Source organism: Amycolatopsis mediterranei (genome assembly GCF_026017845.1).
Taxonomy (GTDB): Bacteria; Actinomycetota; Actinomycetes; order Mycobacteriales; family Pseudonocardiaceae; genus Amycolatopsis; species Amycolatopsis mediterranei.
The window spans coordinates 1,499,889-1,518,390 of record NZ_CP100416.1; the positions used below are offsets into that span (position 1 = coordinate 1,499,889).

The following is an 18,502-nucleotide window of genomic DNA, read 5'->3' on the forward strand; positions in this document are numbered from 1 at the left end:
CTGTAAGGAGTCGGCAAGGTGGTCGTCTTCGCGGGTCAGGGCGACGCCCGCAGGTCCATGGAACTGCTGTGGGGGCCGCGCGTGGCGGCGCCGCGCACGGGCCCGGGGCCCAAGCCGGGCCTGTCCGTCGAGGCGATCGTCGCGGCGGCGATCGAGATCGCGGACGCCGAGGGCATGGCGGCGCTGTCGATGCGCGCGGTCGGGGAGCGCCTCGGCCGCACGGCGATGGCGCTGTACACCTACGTGCCGGGCAAGACCGAGCTCGTCGACCTCATGTACGACCGGACGCTGGGCGAGCTGCCGTCGTCGTTCCCGGTCACTTCGGGGTGGCGCGCGGCGGCTTTCTCGCTGGCCGACGCGCTGTGGGACCTGCACCTGCGGCACCCGTGGCTGCTGCAGGTCTCGCCCGCGCGGCCGGTGCTGGGGCCGGGGGAGTTCCACGTGCAGGAGACGCTGCTTTCCGTCCTGGCGTCGACCGGGCTGCCGCTGTCCCGCGTCCGCTGGGTGGTGGCGGCGTTGTTCAACATCGTGCGGGGCTCGGTCCAGGCGGCGGCGGAGTCCCGCCAGGCGGCCCAGGAGACGGGACAGTCCGAAGAGGACTGGTGGTACGCGCGGTCGGCGTTGCTGGGGGAGCTGGCGCCGGATCTCCCGGCCCGGTTCCCGACGGTGGCCAAGCTGGGGGAGGAGGGTGCTTTCGAACCTTCCGACGAGCCTTACCTGGAGCGGGAGGCGCGGCTGTCGTTCGAGGCGGGGCTGGAGCTGCTGCTCGACGGCGTCGAGGCGGCGATCGTCAAGGCTTCCGGGCCTCGATGAGGAACCTCGTCGAGTGGGCGATGAACGGGCCGTCGCGCTCGATCCGCTCGTGCAGCTCCCGCAGCTTGTCCCGGTACCGCTCCACCGTGAACCCCGGCACCATCCAGATCACCTTGCGCAGGAAGTAGACCACCGCGCCGATGTCGGAGAACTCCGTGCGCAGCGACTCCGCCCGCAGGTCGACGACCTCCAGCCCCGTGGCGGACGCGGCGGCGACGGCGTGGTCCGGGTGACGGCTGTTGCGTGCTTGCTCCGGCTGCGGGCCGAGGAAGAACTCCACCAGCTCGAACACGCTGGCCGGGCCGACCTGCTGCGAAAAGTACGTCCCGCCCGGCCGCAGGACGCGGGCGATTTCGGCCCACGAAGTCGTCACCGGGTGGCGGCTGGAGACGAGGTCGAAGGTGTTGTCGCGGAAGGGGAAGCCCGCGGTGGCCACGACGTGGACCCCGCGCGGCCGGAGCCGGGCCGATGCCTTCGCGATGTTCGGCGGCCAGGACTCGGTGGCCACCAGAACCGGTGGCAGGGCCGGGCAGCCGTCGAGGACTTCGCCGCCGCCGGTTTCCAGGTCGAGCGCCGCCTGCACGCCACTGAGACGGGAACCCAGCAGCCGCTGGTAGCCCCACGAAGGACGGGCTTCGGTGGCGCGGCCGTCGAGCCAGGAGAAGTCCCAGCCGTCGACGGACACCGCTGCCGCCTCGGCCACCAGGTCGTCGAACACGCCTCCGATGGTCACAAACCGGGCGGTGGCCCGCCACCCGATTTCCGCACCGGCGGCGGGGGCACCGGCTTGGCGAGCGTGACCGACGAGAACGTCACCACGACCGGGCCGCGCCGGGTCTCGACCGTGCACGTCGTTTCGTCGCGGGCCACCAGGTCCCCGAGCGCGTCGGTGAAGCCGCCCTCGATGCGGTAGCGCACCACCACGCGCGTGCCCAGCGGCAGTTCCCGCAGCAGGTTCACGCCACCACCTCCGAAACCGGGGCCCCGGCCGGCTCGGGGTGGCCCAACTCGGTCAGCCAGCCGCGGAACACCCGGTGCAGGGCCTCCGCCCCGACGACCTCGCCCGGGAACCGCAGCTCACGCGGGTGCACCACGAAACCGCGCTGCTGCGGGCCGCCCAGGCCGCCGTGCGAGCCCACGTGCGTCTCGAACGGCGAAGCCTGGTCCGAGTCCGGGTCGTAGCGGCTGTTGATCATCACGTCGGCGCAGTGCGGGAAGGTGTCGACCCGGCGGATCAGGTCCGCGGCGTGCGGGCCGTACGGCAGCAGCGGGTCCTCGCCGATGACGACGTTCGTCGCCAGCCGGTGCAGGCCGTCGCGGCCCAGCACCACCGGGCCGAACTCGCCGCTGCGGACCAGCAGGAACCCGACGCCGGGGTGGTCCACCAGGGACGGCAGCAGGTCCGGGAACTCCCGCTCGATCGTCTCCAGCTCGACGCGGCCTTCGTGCTCGGTGAACGACACCATCGCGAGGTGCCCGGACACGACCGCCACCACGCCGGGTGCCACGCGGGTGACCGCGCCGGGCGAGCCGGACGTCGTGCGCGGGCGGTCTTCGGCGCACTCCGCGTCCTCCACCCGGGCGCGCAGCCGGCGCGCGATCAGGCCGCCGCTCTTCGTCGCCTCCGCCAGGGCCGCGTTGATCTGCCAGCTCTCGGCCTGCCGCCGCTTCCCCGAAGACGCCGCGGCCGGCGGCGGCGAACCACCGCACAGCCGGCCGACGTACGCCTCGATCGTCTCGCCGAACCGCTGCGAGAACGCCTGGCCCTGGGTCTGGCCGTGGTCCGAGAGCGCCACGACGTGGTAGCGGCGGGGCGCCAGCCGGCTCGCCCGGTGCAGCCGGGCGATCTGCTGGTCGATCGAGCGCAGCACCGACAGCGTGTCGAACCGCTCGATGCCGGAGTGGTGCGCGACCTCGTCGTAGCCGAGGAAGTCCGCGTAGACGACCGGCCGCCCGGCGAGCATGTCGCCGAGGATCGCGGAGACGACGACGTCACGCGCGATCACCGTCGTGCCCGGCCGGGCCAGGGGGTACCAGCCGCCGCGCGGGATCCGCGGCACCACGCCGGCGCGGCGCTGGCGCACCGACGCGCTGATTTCGCGGAAGACGTCGACGAGCGCGACGGCGAACGTCCGCAGCGCGTTGACCGGGTTCGCGAAGTAGGCGTAGTAGCCCGCGCCGAGCCGGTCGCGGTGCCGGCGCAGCAGCTTTTTCGGGACCAGCACCGGGATCGAGCTCATCGTGAGGCTGACGTGGGCGGCGTCGCCGGAGAACAGGTTGCCGCGGCTCGCGCCGTCGCCGGACAGGAGGCCGCGCCCGTCCGAGTGCCGCCGCTCGATTTCGGCCGCGTCGGCCGGGTGCGCGCACGCCATCACGTGGTCGCGGTCCTTTTCGTACCAGCGGAAACCGAGGATGTCGTGGTTGGAGCCGTGCAGGATGCCGCAGACGCTCGCCCCGGTCTGCGAGCTCCAGTCGGTGTGCCACCGGGTGAAACTGTGGCTGTCCTCGGCGAGCCACGCGGCGAACGTCGGCATGTCGCCGTCGCGGATCGCGCGGCGGACGGTGTCGTACCCGAGGCCGTCGATCTGCAGGAAGAGCACCCCGGGAACAGCGGTCTCGCCCGCGGGAGTGGGCCGGCGGCGGCGCCGGGCGGCGCGGCGGAAGAAGATCTCGTCCTCGTCGACGGCGAGCAGGCTCGAGATGAGCGCGCCGACGGCCGCCATGCCGAGCGTGACGGTCACCGCGGTCCGGAACCCCGCGACCTCGACGCCGGGCACCGTGCGGAACACGGCCAGGGTCCCGGCCCCGAGCAGCAGGAAGCCGAAGATCCCGAAGGTGAGAAACGCCAGTGGGTAGGCGATCCGCATGACCAGCGGCCAGACCACGGCGGCGAGCAGGCCGAGCAGCAGCGCGCAGACCGCCGGCTGCCACCAGTGCGTCATCCGGAACCCGGGCAGGAGCACGTCGAGCAGGCGCAGCGCGCCGGTCACCGCGATCCACACCCCCACCGCGCGGGCGACCGCCCGGCCGCCGCGCAGCAGCCGGCCCTTCGGGGCTGTCGCCGTCACACCGGCTCCTTGGTCTTGCGCCGCCACCGGGCGATCAGGTTGGCCAGCACGGTCACCAGCAGGACGAGCACCGTCGCCAGCAGCGTCGCGACGACCGGCGAGTCGAAGATGCCCCCGCTCACGATGCCGAGCACCGCGTACGCGCACGCCCAGAGGACGCACGCGCCGAGCGCGGCGGGCAGCAGCCGCCGCCACGGGTAGCCCAGCGCGGCCGCGGCGAGCAGCACCGGGATGCGGCCGGCCGGGACGAGCCTGCCGATCACCACGAGCTGCCAGCCGCGGCGGGCGAACTGCTCGCGGGCCTTCTCGAGCCGTTCGGCGGGCTGGCGGCGGCTGATCCAGCGGAACGCGGCTTCGCTGCCCAGGCGCGGGATCCCGAACGTCACGACGTCACCGAGGTAGGCGCCGAGGGTGGCGAGGACGATCACCAGCGGCAGGGACAGGTGGCCGGTCGTCGTCGCGACGGCGGCCGCGCCGCCGACCACCGCGCCGGTCGGGACGATGGGGATGATCGAGCCGAGCAGCACGCCGCCGAACACCGCGGGGTACCCGATGGCGGCGGGGTCGGTCCAGTTCACGCGCGGTCCTTCGGCGAGGGCAGGGCGACGTCGGCACCGGGCTCGGTGAAGAGCACTTCGGTCTTGCCTTTGACTTCGGCGGCGAACACCCGCGGCGGGTCGGCGAGCAGCCGTTGCATCCGGGCAGTGCGCCTGATGCCGGGGAGAGCGAGGGTGCCCCAGTGCACCGGGACGGCCGCCCTGGCTTGGACCAGCGCGGCGGCCTGCGCGGCGCGGGCGGGATCGAGGTGCCCGGGGCCGAGGGTCGGCCCCCAGCCCCAGACGGGCAGCAGGGCGATGTCGACCGGGCCGAGGTCGCGCATGCCGTCGAAGAGGTCGGTGTCACCCGCGTTGTAGATCGTGTTGCCGTCGCCTTCGATCAGGTGCCCGAGCGCGGGGCTTTGCGGGCCGTGGGTGAGGCGCGGGCCCCACCGGTGTCCGGAATGGACGGCTTCGGTGGCGGTGATGGTCAGGCTGCCGTCGGTGAGCGTCTCCCCGGGCGCGATCTCCTCGACGTTTCGGAAGCCCTTCTTGGTGAGCCAGGAACCCGCGCCGCGGGGGACGACGATCCGGGTGTCCGCGCCGAGCAGTTCGAGCGACGGCAGGTGCAGGTGGTCGCCGTGGAGGTGGGAGAGCAGGACGAGGTCGACGCCGGCGTAGGCGCCGGGGTCTGGGACGGGAACCACCCGGACGAGCCCGCCCACGCGCGCGGTAAGCACGGGATCGGTCAGCAGGACCCGGCCGCCGAGGTTCAGGCGGACGGTCGAATGGCCGAGGAACCGCAGGCTGAAGCCGCTCACGCCCCGAGTATCACCTCCTCCGCCGCCGAATGCCCGGCGGAGTGGCCAGGGCAACGCCGTTCAGTGACCTGCGGGGAGCAGGGACGAGATGCGCAGCGACGAGGTCCCGATGCCGGTGGGGCCGCCGAACGTGGTCGCCGTCGCCGCCGCCGGGTGGTAGCGCAGCTCGGGCTCGGTGTAGCGGCCCACGTTCTCGTGCCAGTTCAGGATGCCGGCCAGCCAGTCGCGGAGTTCCTGGACGTAGCCGAGCAGCATCTCCTCGACGGCCGGCTCGATGGCGTGGTCGCGCACCAGGGCCGGCAGCTCGATCGCCGCCGCGTGCTCGAACTCCGCCAGCCGGGCGTGCACCAGGTCGGTCACCACGCCGAACGCGCGCTCCTCGGTGCAGTCCAGGAAGTTCCGCACCACCAGCACCGCGTTGTGCAGCTCGCCTTCGTACTGGATCTCCTTGCGGTAGGAGTACAGGTCGTTGATCAGGCACGCCACGTCCGTTGCCGAGTGCTCGATCGCCTGCACCGGCCGCGTGCGGTACAGCGCGGGCGGCACCGAACGGCCGTGCGAGAACCGCGAGAGGCTCATCGTGAGGTCCGAACCGAACGTCCGGCGCCGCATCTCGACGTAGTCGATGGGGTCCGGGATGCGGTTCTGCGCCTGGTTCGCCAGCTCCCAGAGCCAGCTCGACGTCATCGACTCGACCGCGCGGCGCACCGCGCGCCGGTTCTCCGTGGGCATGCCCGCTGTGGTCCGCGGCCAGAGGTCGGCCAGGCCCGCTTCCAGCGCCGTCGCCGGCGCCGGCATCGGCGAATCGTGCACCGGCATGAACGCCGACAGGCGGAGATTGGCCGCCTTGGCGCCCGCCAGGTCACGCGTCGCGCCGAACTCCACCGGGTAGTAGTCGTCGGCGTAGGTGCCCCAGGTCAGCCAGTCGCTCGTGACGTCGAGGCCCTCGGCCGTCGCGTCCGGGTGGATGCCCGCCGCGCACAGCGGCAGGTCGGCGGCGCGCAGCTTCCGCTCGTCCCACACCACGCCGTCGAGGAAGCCGGTGCGCCGCGCCCAGTCGACGTTGCGGATCCGGCACGCGGCGAGGTGCGGGCTGAGCCGCAGCGGGAACGGCACGTCGACCGACGGCCGCGGCACGTCCACCGCGCGGAACGGCGTCGAACCGTACGCCCGCAGCCGTTGCGGTGCGGTGGCGAGCACCGACGCGAAGATGCGCGCCGCGGAGGTGCCCAGGCCGTTCGCGCCGCCCAGATCCGGGCCGCCCCGGTCGGTCAAGGCGCCTTCGTTCATGTACCGGCTGGACCGCAGGTGCCATTCGTGCCCGCCGGACTGCCAGTCCTGCAGGCCCTTGACGTAGGCGAACGTCGCCGCGCGCGCGGCCGGGTCGACGCAGTGGTCGTCGAGCAGCGCGGGCACCTCGGTGAGCGCGGTGTGCTCGAACTGGTGCAGCCGGGAGGTGATCAGGTCGTTGACCGCGTCGGCCGCTTCCTGGGTGCCCAGCCCGAGGAACTTCTCGAACACGAGCACGCCGTTGGACAGCTCGCCCTCGTCCTGCACTTCGCGCTGGTAGGAGAACAGGTCGTTGCGCAGGTGGACGCTGTCGGCGAAGCAGTCGCGCAGGACTTCCATCGGCCGGGACGCGGCGATCGCGCCGGGCACCTCGGCGTGCACCGAATGCTCGACCAGGTTCGCCGACCACGGCGCGCCGCCGACCTTCCGCCGCATCTCGACGTACTCGATCGGGTTGGCGAGCCGGCCTTCGTTGATGTTGGCCAGCTCCCACAGCGACTCGTCCAGCAGCGCCTTCGTGCTGTCGGCGAACCGGCGCCGCCAGCCGGCCGACCGGTGCGGGACCGTCCGGTTCCACAGGTCGGTGAGGCCGCGCTCGACCGGGTTCTCCGGGTCCGCGGTGATTTCGCCTTCGGCGGGCATGAACAGCTCGAGCCGGTCGAGGTAGCCCCGCGCGCTGTCGATGTCGCCGGTGCGCTTGTAGAGCTCGAGGAAGTGGTCGTCGAAGTAGAACACCCAGACGTACCAGTCGGTGATCAGGTCGAGCTCTTCGGCGCCGGCGTCGGGGTGGGTGTACGCGCAGAGCAGCGCGTAGTCGTGGGAGTCGAGGTCGTGCTCGGTCCAGATCACCGTGCCGTGCTGCGGCACGTCGATCATGTCGTGCTCGCGCGCCCAGGCCTTGCTGTGCTCGCGCGCCCGGTCCAGGTGCGGGTTCAGGCGCGCCGGGTAGGGCAGGTAGAACTCGGGGAGGACGAACGGCTGTTCAGGCACACCGCGAGGCAACCAGCCGGCCGCGGTGTCCGCCAAGGGGAACAGCCGCGAAGCACACGAACGGGACGGGCGCTTCCCCCGGCCGGCCCAGCGGTGTCCCGGCCCGATCGGCACGCGGTGGCGAGCCGTCGCACGATGGTGGGTGTCCGGCGAGCGAGGAGAGCTGATGACCGACGAAAACCGGGTGGTCGACAACCCGGACGAAGACCGCTACGAGCTGTGGGCGGGCGAGAAGCTGGCGGGGATCGCGCAGTACGACCGGCGCGGCGACCTCACGGTGTTCACCCACACCGAGATCGACGACGCCTTCTCCGGCCAGGGCCTGGGCAAGGTGCTCGCCGCGGGTGCGCTCGACGACGTCGTCGCCCACGGCGGGACGATCGTGCCGGTCTGCCCGTTCATCGCCGGGTACCTGAAGAAGAACCCGCGGTACGAGGAGCACGTCCGCCGGCGGCGCGAGTAGGCCGGACGCCCTGCGAAAGCTGGGCCGTCCGGGTGATCTGAGCGGTATGTCCGGTTCCCTTGGTTATTAACCAACCTTCGTCGGTAGTGCGTTGGTTGCTCGGCAACGAAAGTGTCGGCAACCGGCTTCGAACGCCCCACTGGAGGAAGTTGATGACTCCCCGGAAGACCGCTCTCAAGACCCTCGCCGTCTTGTCGGCCGCCGCGCTGACCAGCGGCGTTTGCGCCTCGGCGGCCACCGCGTCCCCGCTGGCCTTCGCCGAACTGCAGGCCCACGCGATCACCAACGCCACCCAGGTGGCCGACGCGCTCGGTGCCGCGTCCGGCGGCGTTTACCTGGAGAACGGCAAGGCCGTCGTGAACGTCGTCGACGACGCCGCCATGCAGCAGGTGCAGGCCGCCGGTCTCACCGCGAAGAAGGTCAAGCACACCTTCGCCGCGCTGACCGGTGTCAAGAACCGGCTGGACGCGGTGAAGAACGTCCCGCAGACCGCCTGGGGCATCGACACCAAGACCAATCAGGTCGTGGTGAAGGTCTACGACGCGGCCAGCAAGGAGACCGCCGGCAAGGTCGCCGCGGCCGCCGCGCAGTACGGCGACAGCGTCCGCGTCGAGCACCGCACCGGCAAGCTGTCGCTCTACATCGCCGACGGCGACGCGATCCAGAACAGCCAGGGCCGTTGCTCGCTCGGCTTCAACGTGACGCGCGGCGGCTCGCCGTTCCTGCTCACCGCGGGCCACTGCACCAACCTCGGCGGCACCTGGTCCGGCGGCGACGTCTCCGGCGCGCAGGTCGTCGAGAGCGACTGCCCCGGCGCCGACTCCGGCCTGCTGACCCGCCCCAACGGCACCGGGCCGGGCGAGATCAACACCGGCCGGCCGATCACCAGCGCGGCGACGCCGACCGTCGGCGAGCAGATGCAGAAGCAGGGCTCGACCACCGGTGGCGGCAGTGGTGAGGTCACCTCGGTCGACGAGTCGGTCAACTTCGACGTCGGCGTGCTCAACCACGAGTTCGGCACCACCGCGCACACCGACCACGGCGACTCCGGCGGCCCGGCCTACGACGGCTCCACGGGCCTGGGCACGCTGTCCGGCGGCGACACCGTGACCAGCTACTTCTACCCGCTCACCCTCGAGCTGCAGGCCTACGGCCTCGAGCTCGCCTGAGCCGGGGCGAGGGCCCGCTCACCGCCGTCGGGGGAGGTGAGCGGGCCCTCGCTCCTTCACGCCTCGAGCCGCCTCGCGCGGTAGACGGCGTCGGTGTGGTGGCCCTCGCCGCGCGTCTCGCACGTTTCGACCACCCACGGCCACGGGTCGCGGAGGTAGGTCGTGATCTCCTCGGGTTCGAAGTACAGCTCCTCCGGCGGCTTCTGGCCGTCGAATTCCCGCATGGCCTTCGGCGAGTGCCCGACGACCAGCAGCGAACCGCCGGGCCGGATCGCCGCCGCGGCCGCCGTGAAGACGGCGCGGCGCAGGTCCGGCGGCAGGTGCATGTACTGCGCCGAGATCAGGTCGTAGCTCTCCTCCGGCTGCCATTCGAGGATGTTGCGGTGCAGCCAGTTCACCGTCACACCCGCCTTGGCGGCGGCTTCTTCCGCGCGGGCGAGCGCGGTGGTCGAGATGTCGACGCCGTCGACCGTCCAGCCCTGCTCGGCCAGCCAGATCGCGTCGCCGCCCTCACCGCTGCCGAGGTCGAGCGCGCGCCCGGGTTTCAGGCCTTCGACCTCGGTGCGCAGGTTGACGTTGGCGTTCCCGCTCCAGATCCGGTGCTCGTCACGCTGGTACATCGCTTCCCAGAAGTCCTGCTTGAGCATCGCGTCGACGGTCATCGGGTGGTCGTGGGGCATGGTTCCTCCTCAGGGACGTCCTCCGAGCATGCGGACAACGTCCCCGAGAAGGCAAACCTCGTTGCCGATCCAGCAACTCAGGCGGTGCCGTACACCTGCATTTCGTACAGCGAGTAGCCGTACGACGTGCCGCGCGTGACACCGTTCATCCGCACGTACCGGCCGGTGCCGGCCAGGCCGGTGAGGTCGTCCGTGCCGCCGTTGCCGGTCGTGGTGCTGTAGATCGTCGTCCAGGTGGTGCCGTCGGCCGACGTCTGGACGCTGTACGCCTTCCCGTAGGCGGCTTCCCAGCTCAGCTTGACGTGCGTGACGGACTTCGCCGCGCCGAGGTCGACGCGCAGCCACTCCGCGTTGCTCCCTTCCTTGGACGCCCACCGCGTGCTCGTCAGGTTGCCGTCGAAGGCCGCGCTCGCGGGGTACGACGACGATTCGGTGGACGACGCCGTCGCCGTTTTACCTTGTGACAGCAGCGTTTCCGGGCCGCCGGTGCCGGTCACCGTGACACCCAGCGAAGCCGTCTTCGTCCCGCCGGTGAGCGTGATCGTCGCGGAGCCGGGGGACGCGGTGGTGGCCGCGGCGACCGTGACGGTCGAGGTCCCGCCGGCCGGCACCGACTCGGGGGAGAAGGACACGGTCACGCCCGCGGGGGCGCCGCTCGCGGAGAGCGTCACGGCGTCGGCGGAGGTCACGGTGGCCGTCGCCGAAGCGCCGGGCGCGACCGACACCGACGACGGTGTCACGCTCAGGCCCGCGGTGCCCGCCGCGGTGAACGTCCAGCGGGCGGCGGTGCCGGAGCAGCTGCCCGCGGTGAGCGTGGTGCCCGACGCGCGGAAGCACTTCTTGCTCGTCTGGATGTCCGAAATGGTGCCGTCGGGGTTGATCGACCACTGCTGGGCCGGGCCGCCGGTGCAGGTCTGCAGCACGATCGAGCTGCCGGAGATGCCGGCGCACTTGTCGTCGATCACGAGGAACGCGCCGTGGAAGGTGAACCGCTGCTCGGCACCGGCGGTGCAGGCGGCCACTTTCAGCGTGGTGCCGCTGCTCGGGGCGGCCAGGCAGGTGCCGGTGGAGTTGTTGCGGTACTGGCCGACCGTGGTGTTCGGCTCCGCACCGCCCCAGCACGCACCGGTGCTGGTGTTGAAGATCGGCGTGGCGTCGTAGGGCTCGTTCGACGGCGGATCGACGACGACCGGCTCCATCACCGGCGTGTTGTCGGCGTTGTAGTGCGTCAGCGCGTCTTCGCAGTCGATCGCGTCGAAGGCGCTGCCGCCCTTGCCGCCGAGCCAGAGGTCGATGTGGCGCAGGCCGGGGCCGCCGTTCGGGCCGTGGCTGTTCCAATCGGCGGAACACTCGTCGCAGCCGTCCTCCATGATGAAGTACTTCTGCACCCGCGGCACCCAGACCTTGGTGCCGGGCTTGAGTTCGTCGCTGCTGGTGGCGAAGGTGATCGGGTCGGCGTAGGTGCCTTTGCCGCCCGCGGTGCCGTGGATCTGCGGGTAGGAGATGTCCCCGCCGGGCGGGGTGTTGTCCCACCAGCCGTAGAAGGTGAGGAACGTCGGCTGGGTCGTGGCCGCGCTCGCCGTGCCCGCGCCGATCAGCGCGGTGGTCAAGGCGAGGAACAGGGTCACGACGAGCACGAGCGCGCGCCGGGTCATGCTGCCTCCGGGAGGACTGGGCGGACGGTGACTGCGGCGTGGGTCCAGGTTCGCCGGGACGGCGGCGGCGCGTCAAGACCTATTCGTAAATGTTCCTAACAAACTGCGGTTGTGTCCCGCTCGGCGGGAAATATCGGTGGGGAAGCGGTTTCCTCGGCGAAGATGGCGCCATGAGTGAACAGCGGGAAATCGTGGTCACCGGCGGCGGCACCGGCATCGGGCTGGCGATCGCCGCCCGGTTCGCGGCGGCGGGCGAGCGGGTGACCGTCACCGGGCGGCGCAAGGACGTCCTCGAAGCGGCGGCGGAGGAGATCGGCGCACGGGCGGTGGCCTTCGACGCGAGCGACCCCGCGGCCGTGCAGGCCGCACTGGCGGAACTGCCGGCGCGGGTGGACGTCCTGGTCAACAACGCCGGCGGCAACACCGACCGGGTCCGGGAGGCGCCCGCGGCCGGTGACCTGAAGGGCCTGGCCGACGCGTGGCAGGCGAACTTCGAGGCCAACGTGCTCTCCGCCGTGCTCGTCACCGCGGCGCTGAAGCCGCGCTTCGCGGACAACGTGCGCGTGGTGACTCTCGGCTCCATCGCGGCGAAGCAGGGCTCAGGCTCGTACGGCGCGGCGAAGGCGGCGATCGAGGCGTGGAACACCGACCTGGCAAGGCAACTGGGCGCCGCGGGAACGGCCAACGTCGTCGCGCCGGGCGTCGTCCTCGACACGGAGTTCTTCCACGGCACGCTGACCGAGGAATGGCTGAGCTCCCGGATCGCCATCGCCTTCAACCAGCGCGCCGGCCGTCCGGAGGAAATCGCCGACACCGTGCGGTTCCTGGCCGCGCCGGAAGCCGCGCACCTCACCGGCCAGGTCGTGCACGTGAACGGCGGCGCGTACGGCGCCCGCTAGGCCATCCGGGTCGCAAGTGGGGCGCCCGCCCCACGGCGGCCGCGGTCGTCTCCAAGGTGGAAAGGGACTGACCACCGGAAGAGAGAGGTGATCCGCCGTGACGGCCGCTCCCGCAACCCCGGCCCTCCCGACGACCCGGCCGGCCGGCTGCCCGTTCGACCCGCCCGGCAGCTACGCCACCCTCCGGGAAACGGCGCCCACGTCGAAGGTGCGGTGCCCGGCGGGCATGGACGCCTGGCTGGTGACGCGCTACGCCGACGTCCGCGCGGTGCTCGCCGACCGCACGATGAGCTCGCGCGGCGCGTCTTCGGTGCACGTGAACCCGAACGCCGACCTCGACGAAGAGGTCCACCCCGGCTCGATCATCCAGCTCGACGGCGCCGCGCATTCGCGGCTGAGGAAGAAGGTGCTCGCGGAGTTCACCGTGCGGCGCGTGGAGGCGTTGCGCGGCTACGTCCGGCAGCTGGTGGAGAGCCACCTCGACGCGATGCTCGCTCAGGCGGCGCCGGCCGATCTGGTGCGGGACTTCGCGTTGCCGATCCCGTCGCTGGTGATCTGCGAGCTGCTCGGCGTCCCGTACGCCGACCGGTCGCAGTTCCAGCGGCAGAGCACGACGCTGGTCAGCACGGACGCGACGCGTGAGGAAGGCGAGCAGGCCTACGACGCGCTTTCGGGTTATCTGGCGGAGTTGTTCACCGAAAAGCAGCGGAATCCGCAGGAAGACCTGTTCAGCAGGCTTTCGGCGGCCGGCGCCGATGATCCGCTCACGATGGAGGAGCTCGTCGTGCTCGGGCTGAGCCTGCTGGTGGCCGGCCACGAGACGACGGCCAACATGATCGCGTTGAGCACGTTGGTGCTGCTGGAACACCCCGGCCAGCGTGAGGCGGTGCTCGCCGCGCCGGAGCGGGCGGTCGAAGAGCTGCTGCGGTACCTGTCGGTGGTGCAGTGGGGGGTGCTGCGGTACGCGACCGAGGACGTCCGGGTCGGGTCCCGGGAGGTCCGGGCGGGGGAGTGGCTCGTGGCCGCGCTGAACTCGGCCAACCGCGACGAGCCGGTGTTCCCGGGTGCGGACAAGCTGGACTTCGATCGTGAGCACCCGCGCACCCATGTGGCGTTCGGGTTCGGGGCGCACCAGTGCGTCGGGCAGCAGCTGGCGCGGGTGGAGTTGCAGGAGGCGTTGACCGGGTTGTTCCGGCGGGTGCCCGACCTGCGCCTGGCCGTGCCGCGGGAGGAGCTGGCGTACAAGCACAACACGCTGGTGTACGGCGTCCGGGAGCTGCCGGTCGCCTGGGGCTGACTGTGCCGGCCCGACTGTGCTGACCCGGAAAATGGGGGGCGTCTTCGCGGCCGGGCGGCTACCGTGGCCGGCAACGCGCTGATGGAGCCGAGTAGTCCCGGGAGCGCACGGGTCGAGAGAGCCGCCGGTAGCTGGGAAGGCGGTCCCGTGCCCGGCGGCGAAGACCCTCCGGAGTGCGGGGAGGAACGGCGTCCGCGCCCCATGCCCCGCCGGCCGGCCCCCGTCACCGGGCCGCGAAGAGGCCGCCTCACCGGCGGTGAAAGTGCGGTGGCACCGCGATTCCCCTGATCGCCCGCACTCCCGAGGGATCCGTGTTGGGAGGGTGATGAGTTCTCGTGTTCTGGCCGCCGACCTGCCCCGGTACGTCGGCGCCCGCGTCCGCGTCGCCGGCTGGGTGCACCGCCGGCGCCGCCTGAAGTCCGTCACATTCGTCGTGGTCCGGGACCGTTCCGGGCTCGCGCAGGTCGTGCTGCGCGGTGCCGCGCCACCGGAGGAAACCGTGGTGGAGGTGCACGCCACCGTGTCGGCCAACCCGCGCGCACCCGGTGGCGTCGAGCTGACCGAGCCGGTGGTGGAAACGCTGGCCGAAGCGGTGCCGCCGCCGTTCGACCTCTACCGGCCCGCCGTCACCGCGTCGCTGCCGGCGATCCTCGACCACGCGCCGGTCGCCCTGCGGCATCCCGCGCTGAAGGAGCGCTTCGCGGTGGCCGCGGCCGCCGTGCGCGGGTTCCGGTCCACTTTGGACAGCCGAGGGTTCACCGAGGTGCACACGCCCAAGATCGTGGCGTCGGCGACCGAGTCCGGCGGATGCGTCTTCGGCATCGACTACTTCGGCCGCCCCGCCTACCTCGCGCAGTCGCCGCAGTTCTTCAAGCAGGCCCTCGTCGGCGTGTTCGAACGCGTCTACGAGGTCGGCCCGGTCTTCCGCGCCGAGCCGCACGACACGGCCCGGCACCTCGCGCAGTACACCAGCCTCGACGTCGAGCTGGGGTTCATCCGGGACCACCACGACGTCATGGCCGTGCTCCGCGAGGTACTGGCCGGGATGTCTGACCCGGCGCTGGTCACCGTGCCCGAAGAGATCCCGGAGATCCACTTCGCGGCGGCGGTGGACCTGCTGGAGGCGGACCCGCGTGAGCCCGACCTCGCCCCGGCCCACGAACGGGCGCTGTCGGAGTGGGCGCGGCGCGAGCACGGGTCGGATTTCCTGTTCGTGACCGGTTACCCGATGGCGAAGCGGCCGTTCTACACGCACCCCGACCCGGCGCGGCCCCGCTACTCGAACAGCTTCGACCTGCTCTTCCGCGGGGTGGAGCTGGTCACCGGCGGCCAGCGCCTGCACCGGCACGCCGACTACCTCGCGGTGCTGGGCGACGCCGCGCCGGAGTACGCCGATTACCTGCAGGCGTTCGCGCACGGCATGCCACCCCACGGCGGCTTCGCGATCGGTCTGGAACGCTGGACGGCGCGGCTGCTCGGCGCCGCGAACGTCCGGGAGGTCACGCTGTTCCCGCGCGACCTGCACCGGCTGACCCCGTGAGGAGGGCCCATGACCGCTCGTCGCCTCTGGGCGGCCGTGGAACCGCTGCACGCCGTCGTCTACTTCGCGCCCGAGACGGCCGAAGCGGCGAAGGCGGCCGGCTTGCGCGGCTACTGGATGGGCTACTTCGCGGGGCGGCTGGCGCCCCTGGGCCCGATCGGTCCCGGGCCGGCGACGGCGATGCTGTTCGGCTTCGCGCCGGCGATGGTGGCCCGGGCGGTGCCGGACGCGTGGTCGTTCGCCTCGCCCGCGGCCGTCCTCGGGTCCCGGCTCGAGGCGGTGGGCTCGGCGTTGCGGGCGGTCGCGGACGACGTCTCGGAGCTGAGCGCGCTCCTGTGGCGGGCGGCGGAGGCGTGTGAGTTCGGCGGCCGCCCGCTCGCGGCGGCGTGGGCGGCGGTGCCGAAGCCGGCGGACCCGCTGTCGCGCCTGTGGCTGGCGACGACGATCCTGCGCGAGCACCGCGGCGACGGCCACGTCCTGGCGGCGGTCCACGCCGGGCTGGACGGCTTGGAGACGACGCTCACCCACATCGGTGACGGTGTGATCGGCCGGCAGGACGTCCAGCCCCACCGCGGCTGGTCGGACCCCCAGTGGGACGCGGCGGTGGACCGGTTGCGGACCCGCGGCATCCTCGACGCCGACGGCCGCCTGACCGACGCCGGGCGCGAGCTGCGCCGCGGGCTCGAGGACGACACGGATCGCCTGGCCACGGCCCCGGTCGAGGCCCTGGGCGCGGACGTCGAGCGGCTGCTGGAGCTGGCGGTGCCGCTGGCACGGGCGGTGCTCGACAGCGGCGTCGTCCCGGTGCCGAACCCGATGGGTGTCACCCGTCCGTGAGTGTCGATTCCGGCCGGGCCCGCTCGACGCACCGGTGAACGCACCCGGACTTCGGAGGATTCCATGACGTTGCTCGCCGGCAAGAACGCGATCATCTACGGCGCCGCGGGGCGGATCGGCACGGCCGTCGCCACCGCGTTCGCCGGGGAAGGCGCCCGGGTGTTCCTCGCCGGCCGGACCCGGGCCCGCCTCGACGCGCTGGCCGGCGGCATCCGCACGGCCGGCGGCCGGGCCGAGCCGGCGGTGGTCGACGCCCTCGACGAGCGAGCGGTGGACGAGCACGCCGCCGCGGTCGCCGCCGAGGGCGGGATCGACGTCTCGGTCAACCTCATCGGCCACGGCGACGTCCAGGGCAAGCCGCTGGTGGAGATGGCGCTCGCGGACTACGAACGCCCGGTGGTGACGGCCGTGCGCACCCAGTTCCTGACCGCCCGCGCGGCGGCCCGGCACATGATCGCGCGGCGGTCCGGGGCGATCCTGTTCTTCGGGGGCGCGGCCGATCCGGTGCGGGAGTTCGCGGTCGGCGGGCTGCAGGTGGCGTTCCACGCGCTGGAGGCGATGCGCCGCCAGCTCGCGGCCGAGCTGGGCCCACACGGGATCCGCACGGTGACGCTCCGGACCGGCGGCATCCCGGAGACCCTCCCGGTGGACTTCCCAGGGAAGTCGGAGTTGGCGGAGAACATCGCGGGCAAGACGATGCTGGGCCGCGCGGCGACCTTGGCCGACGTGGGCGCGGTGGCGGCCTTCGTGGCCTCGGACCGAGCGGCTTCGATGACGGCGGCGACGGTGAACGTCAGCTGCGGCGCTTTGGTCGACTAGGGCGAGAACCACCGGATCGGCCGGCGCTTCGAGACCCTCAGCGGGACCCTTCGCGCTGCTCGACCACCAACCGCTGGTGCCGGGCCGCCCGTACCCGGTCGCCGCAGGTTGTCGAACACCAGCGGCGGCGGGCGTGCTCGCGGACGTAATACCGGATGCAGCCGTGGGCCTCGCACGGGCGCACCAGCGGCCCCAGCTCGCCGCTCACCACCTCGATCGCGTCCCGCGCCAAGGCCGCCACCGCCGCGTCGATGCTGCCCGGCCGGGTGCTGTGCCACTCGCGCACCGGCCCGTCTCCCCAAGTCAGGGACAAGGCCGCCGCGTCCGCCCGGGCCGCGGTGTTCACCGTCTCCAGCGCCGCCGCGTCTGGTGCCCGGTGCTCCGTCAGCGCCGCCAGCAGCTCGCGGACCGCGCGACGCAAGTCCGTCAGGCGGCCCAGCTCGGCCGCGCCGGGGACGGCCGCCGCGAGTCCGTGCTGCCGCAGCCAGCCGGCCGCGCCGCCGGGCTCGGCGAGGTCGTCGATCTCGCCGCCCGCCGTCAGCCGCCGCGTGTTGACCAGCGCCAGTGCCGGCGAGCGGTCCTCGCCCGGTGCCGCCGTGACCATGTCCGCCTCCCGAAGTCCGTGCCCGCAGTGTCCCCGACGGTTGACAGTCTACGCTGTCTCATGGATAAATGAAAAAGTAACCATGAGAGAGGAGACCGCCGTGGTCACCGTTCATCACCGCTACGCCACCGTCGCCGGGCACCGGCTGTTCTACCGGGAAGCCGGGCCCGCCGAGGCGCCCACGATCGTGCTGCTGCACGGCTTCCCGACGAGCTCGCACATGTTCCGTCACCTCATCCCCGCGCTGGCCGACCGCTACCACGTCGTCGCGCCCGACTACCTCGGCGCCGGCGCGTCCGATGCGCCGCCCACCAGCGACTTCGCCTACACCTTCGACGCGCTCGCCGACCTCACGCTCGGCCTGCTCGAGCAGATCGGCCTCGGCCGCTTCGCGCTCTACATCCAGGACTTCGGCGCGCCGGTGGGCCTCCGCATCGCGGCCGCGCACCCCGATCGGGTGACCGCGATCGTCACGCAGAACGGCAACGCCTACGTCGACGGCCTGGGCGCCGGCCTGACGCAGAAGCTCGCCGCCGGCACGCTGAGCGAGGACGACCTGCGCGCCATGGTCACCCTCGAGGCCACCCGGGCGCAGTACCTCGACGGCGTGCCGGATCCGACGCTGGTCAGCCCGGACGTCTGGATCCACGACCAGGCGCTGCTGGACCGCCCCGGCGCCGCGGCGATCCAGCAGGCGCTGCTCGCGGACTACCACCACAACATCGGCCTGTACCCGAAGTGCCACGAGTACTTCCGGACCAGCCGGGTGCCGCTGCTCGCCGTCTGGGGCGGCAACGACGAAATCTTCGTCGCCGACGGCGCCCGCGCCTACGCCCGCGACCTGCCCGACGCCGAAATCCACCTGCTCGACTCCGGACATTTCGCGCTCGAGACGCACTTGGACGCGATCGCCGGGTACCTCCGGGGTTTCCTCGGCCGGGTGCTGCCCGTTGACCGGGACGCCAGTTGACCACCGGGTCGCCGCGCTCGTAGGGTTTTCCCGGACCTCCGCCGTCGTCAT

18 protein-coding genes are annotated in these 18,502 nt (G+C 72.4%); 9 read left to right on the forward strand and 9 right to left on the reverse strand.

What is annotated here, in order from left to right; genetic code table 11:
- Positions 1–18 precede the first annotated feature (18 nt).
- Positions 19–813, forward strand: a complete 795-nt coding sequence (locus ISP_RS07195; RefSeq protein WP_013223221.1) for a TetR/AcrR family transcriptional regulator — start codon at positions 19–21, stop codon at positions 811–813.
- Here the strand turns inward: ISP_RS07195 and ISP_RS07200 are convergent.
- The 6 genes from ISP_RS07200 to ISP_RS07225 are packed head-to-tail and all read right to left on the reverse strand — an operon-like array spanning position 791 to position 7,518.
- Entirely contained in the window at positions 791–1,546 is a 756-nt protein-coding gene (locus tag ISP_RS07200; RefSeq protein WP_013223222.1) for a class I SAM-dependent methyltransferase, read from the reverse strand. The two genes, ISP_RS07195 and ISP_RS07200, sit on opposite strands and share 23 nt — an antisense overlap.
- Complete coding sequence (locus ISP_RS07205; protein WP_013223223.1) at positions 1,543–1,773, reverse strand: putative acetyltransferase; 231 nt, start codon at positions 1,771–1,773, stop codon at positions 1,543–1,545. Before ISP_RS07205 ends, ISP_RS07200 begins: the two co-directional genes overlap by 4 nt.
- A complete protein-coding gene (locus tag ISP_RS07210; RefSeq protein ID WP_013223224.1) occupies positions 1,770–3,881 on the reverse strand; it encodes a phage holin family protein in 2,112 nt (703 codons plus the stop codon). The genes ISP_RS07205 and ISP_RS07210 overlap by 4 nt, the downstream gene beginning before the upstream one ends.
- A complete protein-coding gene (locus ISP_RS07215; protein WP_013223225.1) occupies positions 3,878–4,459 on the reverse strand; it encodes a DedA family protein in 582 nt (193 codons plus the stop codon). Before ISP_RS07215 ends, ISP_RS07210 begins: the two co-directional genes overlap by 4 nt.
- Positions 4,456–5,238: an MBL fold metallo-hydrolase gene (locus ISP_RS07220; RefSeq protein WP_013223226.1), complete on the reverse strand. Its 783-nt coding sequence runs from the start codon at positions 5,236–5,238 to the stop codon at positions 4,456–4,458. Before ISP_RS07220 ends, ISP_RS07215 begins: the two co-directional genes overlap by 4 nt.
- Positions 5,239–5,298: 60 nt before the next feature.
- Positions 5,299–7,518: a terpene synthase family protein gene (locus tag ISP_RS07225; protein WP_014466652.1), complete on the reverse strand. Its 2,220-nt coding sequence runs from the start codon at positions 7,516–7,518 to the stop codon at positions 5,299–5,301.
- A 166-nt stretch (positions 7,519–7,684) separates the two neighbouring features.
- Here ISP_RS07225 and ISP_RS07230 point away from each other — a divergent pair, with 166 nt between their 5' ends.
- Both ISP_RS07230 and ISP_RS07235 read left to right on the forward strand, forming a co-directional pair.
- Complete coding sequence (locus ISP_RS07230) at positions 7,685–7,981, forward strand: GNAT family N-acetyltransferase (RefSeq protein WP_013223228.1); 297 nt, start codon at positions 7,685–7,687, stop codon at positions 7,979–7,981.
- A gap of 152 nt (positions 7,982–8,133) precedes the next feature.
- A complete protein-coding gene (locus tag ISP_RS07235; protein WP_013223229.1) occupies positions 8,134–9,150 on the forward strand; it encodes a S1 family peptidase in 1,017 nt (338 codons plus the stop codon).
- A 56-nt stretch (positions 9,151–9,206) separates the two neighbouring features.
- On the opposite strand, the gene ISP_RS07240 is transcribed toward ISP_RS07235, so the two are convergent.
- Together ISP_RS07240 and ISP_RS07245 are read right to left on the reverse strand one after the other, a co-directional pair.
- On the reverse strand, positions 9,207–9,830 hold the full coding sequence (locus ISP_RS07240; protein ID WP_013223230.1) for an SAM-dependent methyltransferase: 624 nt from the start codon (positions 9,828–9,830) through the stop codon (positions 9,207–9,209).
- Positions 9,831–9,907: 77 nt separating this feature from the next.
- The gene (locus ISP_RS07245; RefSeq protein WP_013223231.1) at positions 9,908–11,485 is read right to left on the reverse strand and encodes a discoidin domain-containing protein; all 1,578 of its coding nucleotides are present in this window, start codon (positions 11,483–11,485) and stop codon (positions 9,908–9,910) included.
- Positions 11,486–11,655: 170 nt separating this feature from the next.
- On the opposite strand from ISP_RS07245, the gene ISP_RS07250 reads away from it, so the two are divergent.
- The 5 genes from ISP_RS07250 (at position 11,656) to ISP_RS07270 (ending at position 16,877) form a co-directional block, all read left to right on the forward strand.
- On the forward strand, positions 11,656–12,384 hold the full coding sequence (locus ISP_RS07250) for an SDR family oxidoreductase (RefSeq protein ID WP_013223232.1): 729 nt from the start codon (positions 11,656–11,658) through the stop codon (positions 12,382–12,384).
- 97 nt (positions 12,385–12,481) lie between these two features.
- Entirely contained in the window at positions 12,482–13,681 is a 1,200-nt protein-coding gene (locus ISP_RS07255; protein WP_013223233.1) for a cytochrome P450, read from the forward strand.
- 325 nt (positions 13,682–14,006) lie between these two features.
- On the forward strand, positions 14,007–15,221 hold the full coding sequence (gene aspS / locus ISP_RS07260; protein WP_014466653.1) for an aspartate--tRNA(Asn) ligase: 1,215 nt from the start codon (positions 14,007–14,009) through the stop codon (positions 15,219–15,221).
- Between the two features lie 9 nt (positions 15,222–15,230).
- Positions 15,231–16,058, forward strand: a complete 828-nt coding sequence (locus tag ISP_RS07265; protein ID WP_013223235.1) for an SCO6745 family protein — start codon at positions 15,231–15,233, stop codon at positions 16,056–16,058.
- A gap of 63 nt (positions 16,059–16,121) precedes the next feature.
- On the forward strand, positions 16,122–16,877 hold the full coding sequence (locus tag ISP_RS07270) for an SDR family NAD(P)-dependent oxidoreductase (protein WP_013223236.1): 756 nt from the start codon (positions 16,122–16,124) through the stop codon (positions 16,875–16,877).
- A 37-nt stretch (positions 16,878–16,914) separates the two neighbouring features.
- Here the strand turns inward: ISP_RS07270 and ISP_RS07275 are convergent, their stop codons facing one another.
- The gene (locus tag ISP_RS07275) at positions 16,915–17,481 is read right to left on the reverse strand and encodes a CGNR zinc finger domain-containing protein (protein WP_013223237.1); all 567 of its coding nucleotides are present in this window, start codon (positions 17,479–17,481) and stop codon (positions 16,915–16,917) included.
- A 100-nt stretch (positions 17,482–17,581) separates the two neighbouring features.
- On the opposite strand from ISP_RS07275, the gene ISP_RS07280 reads away from it, so the two are divergent.
- Positions 17,582–18,451, forward strand: coding sequence for an alpha/beta fold hydrolase (locus ISP_RS07280; protein WP_013223238.1), 870 nt, complete (start codon positions 17,582–17,584; stop codon positions 18,449–18,451).
- Positions 18,452–18,502 lie beyond the last annotated feature (51 nt).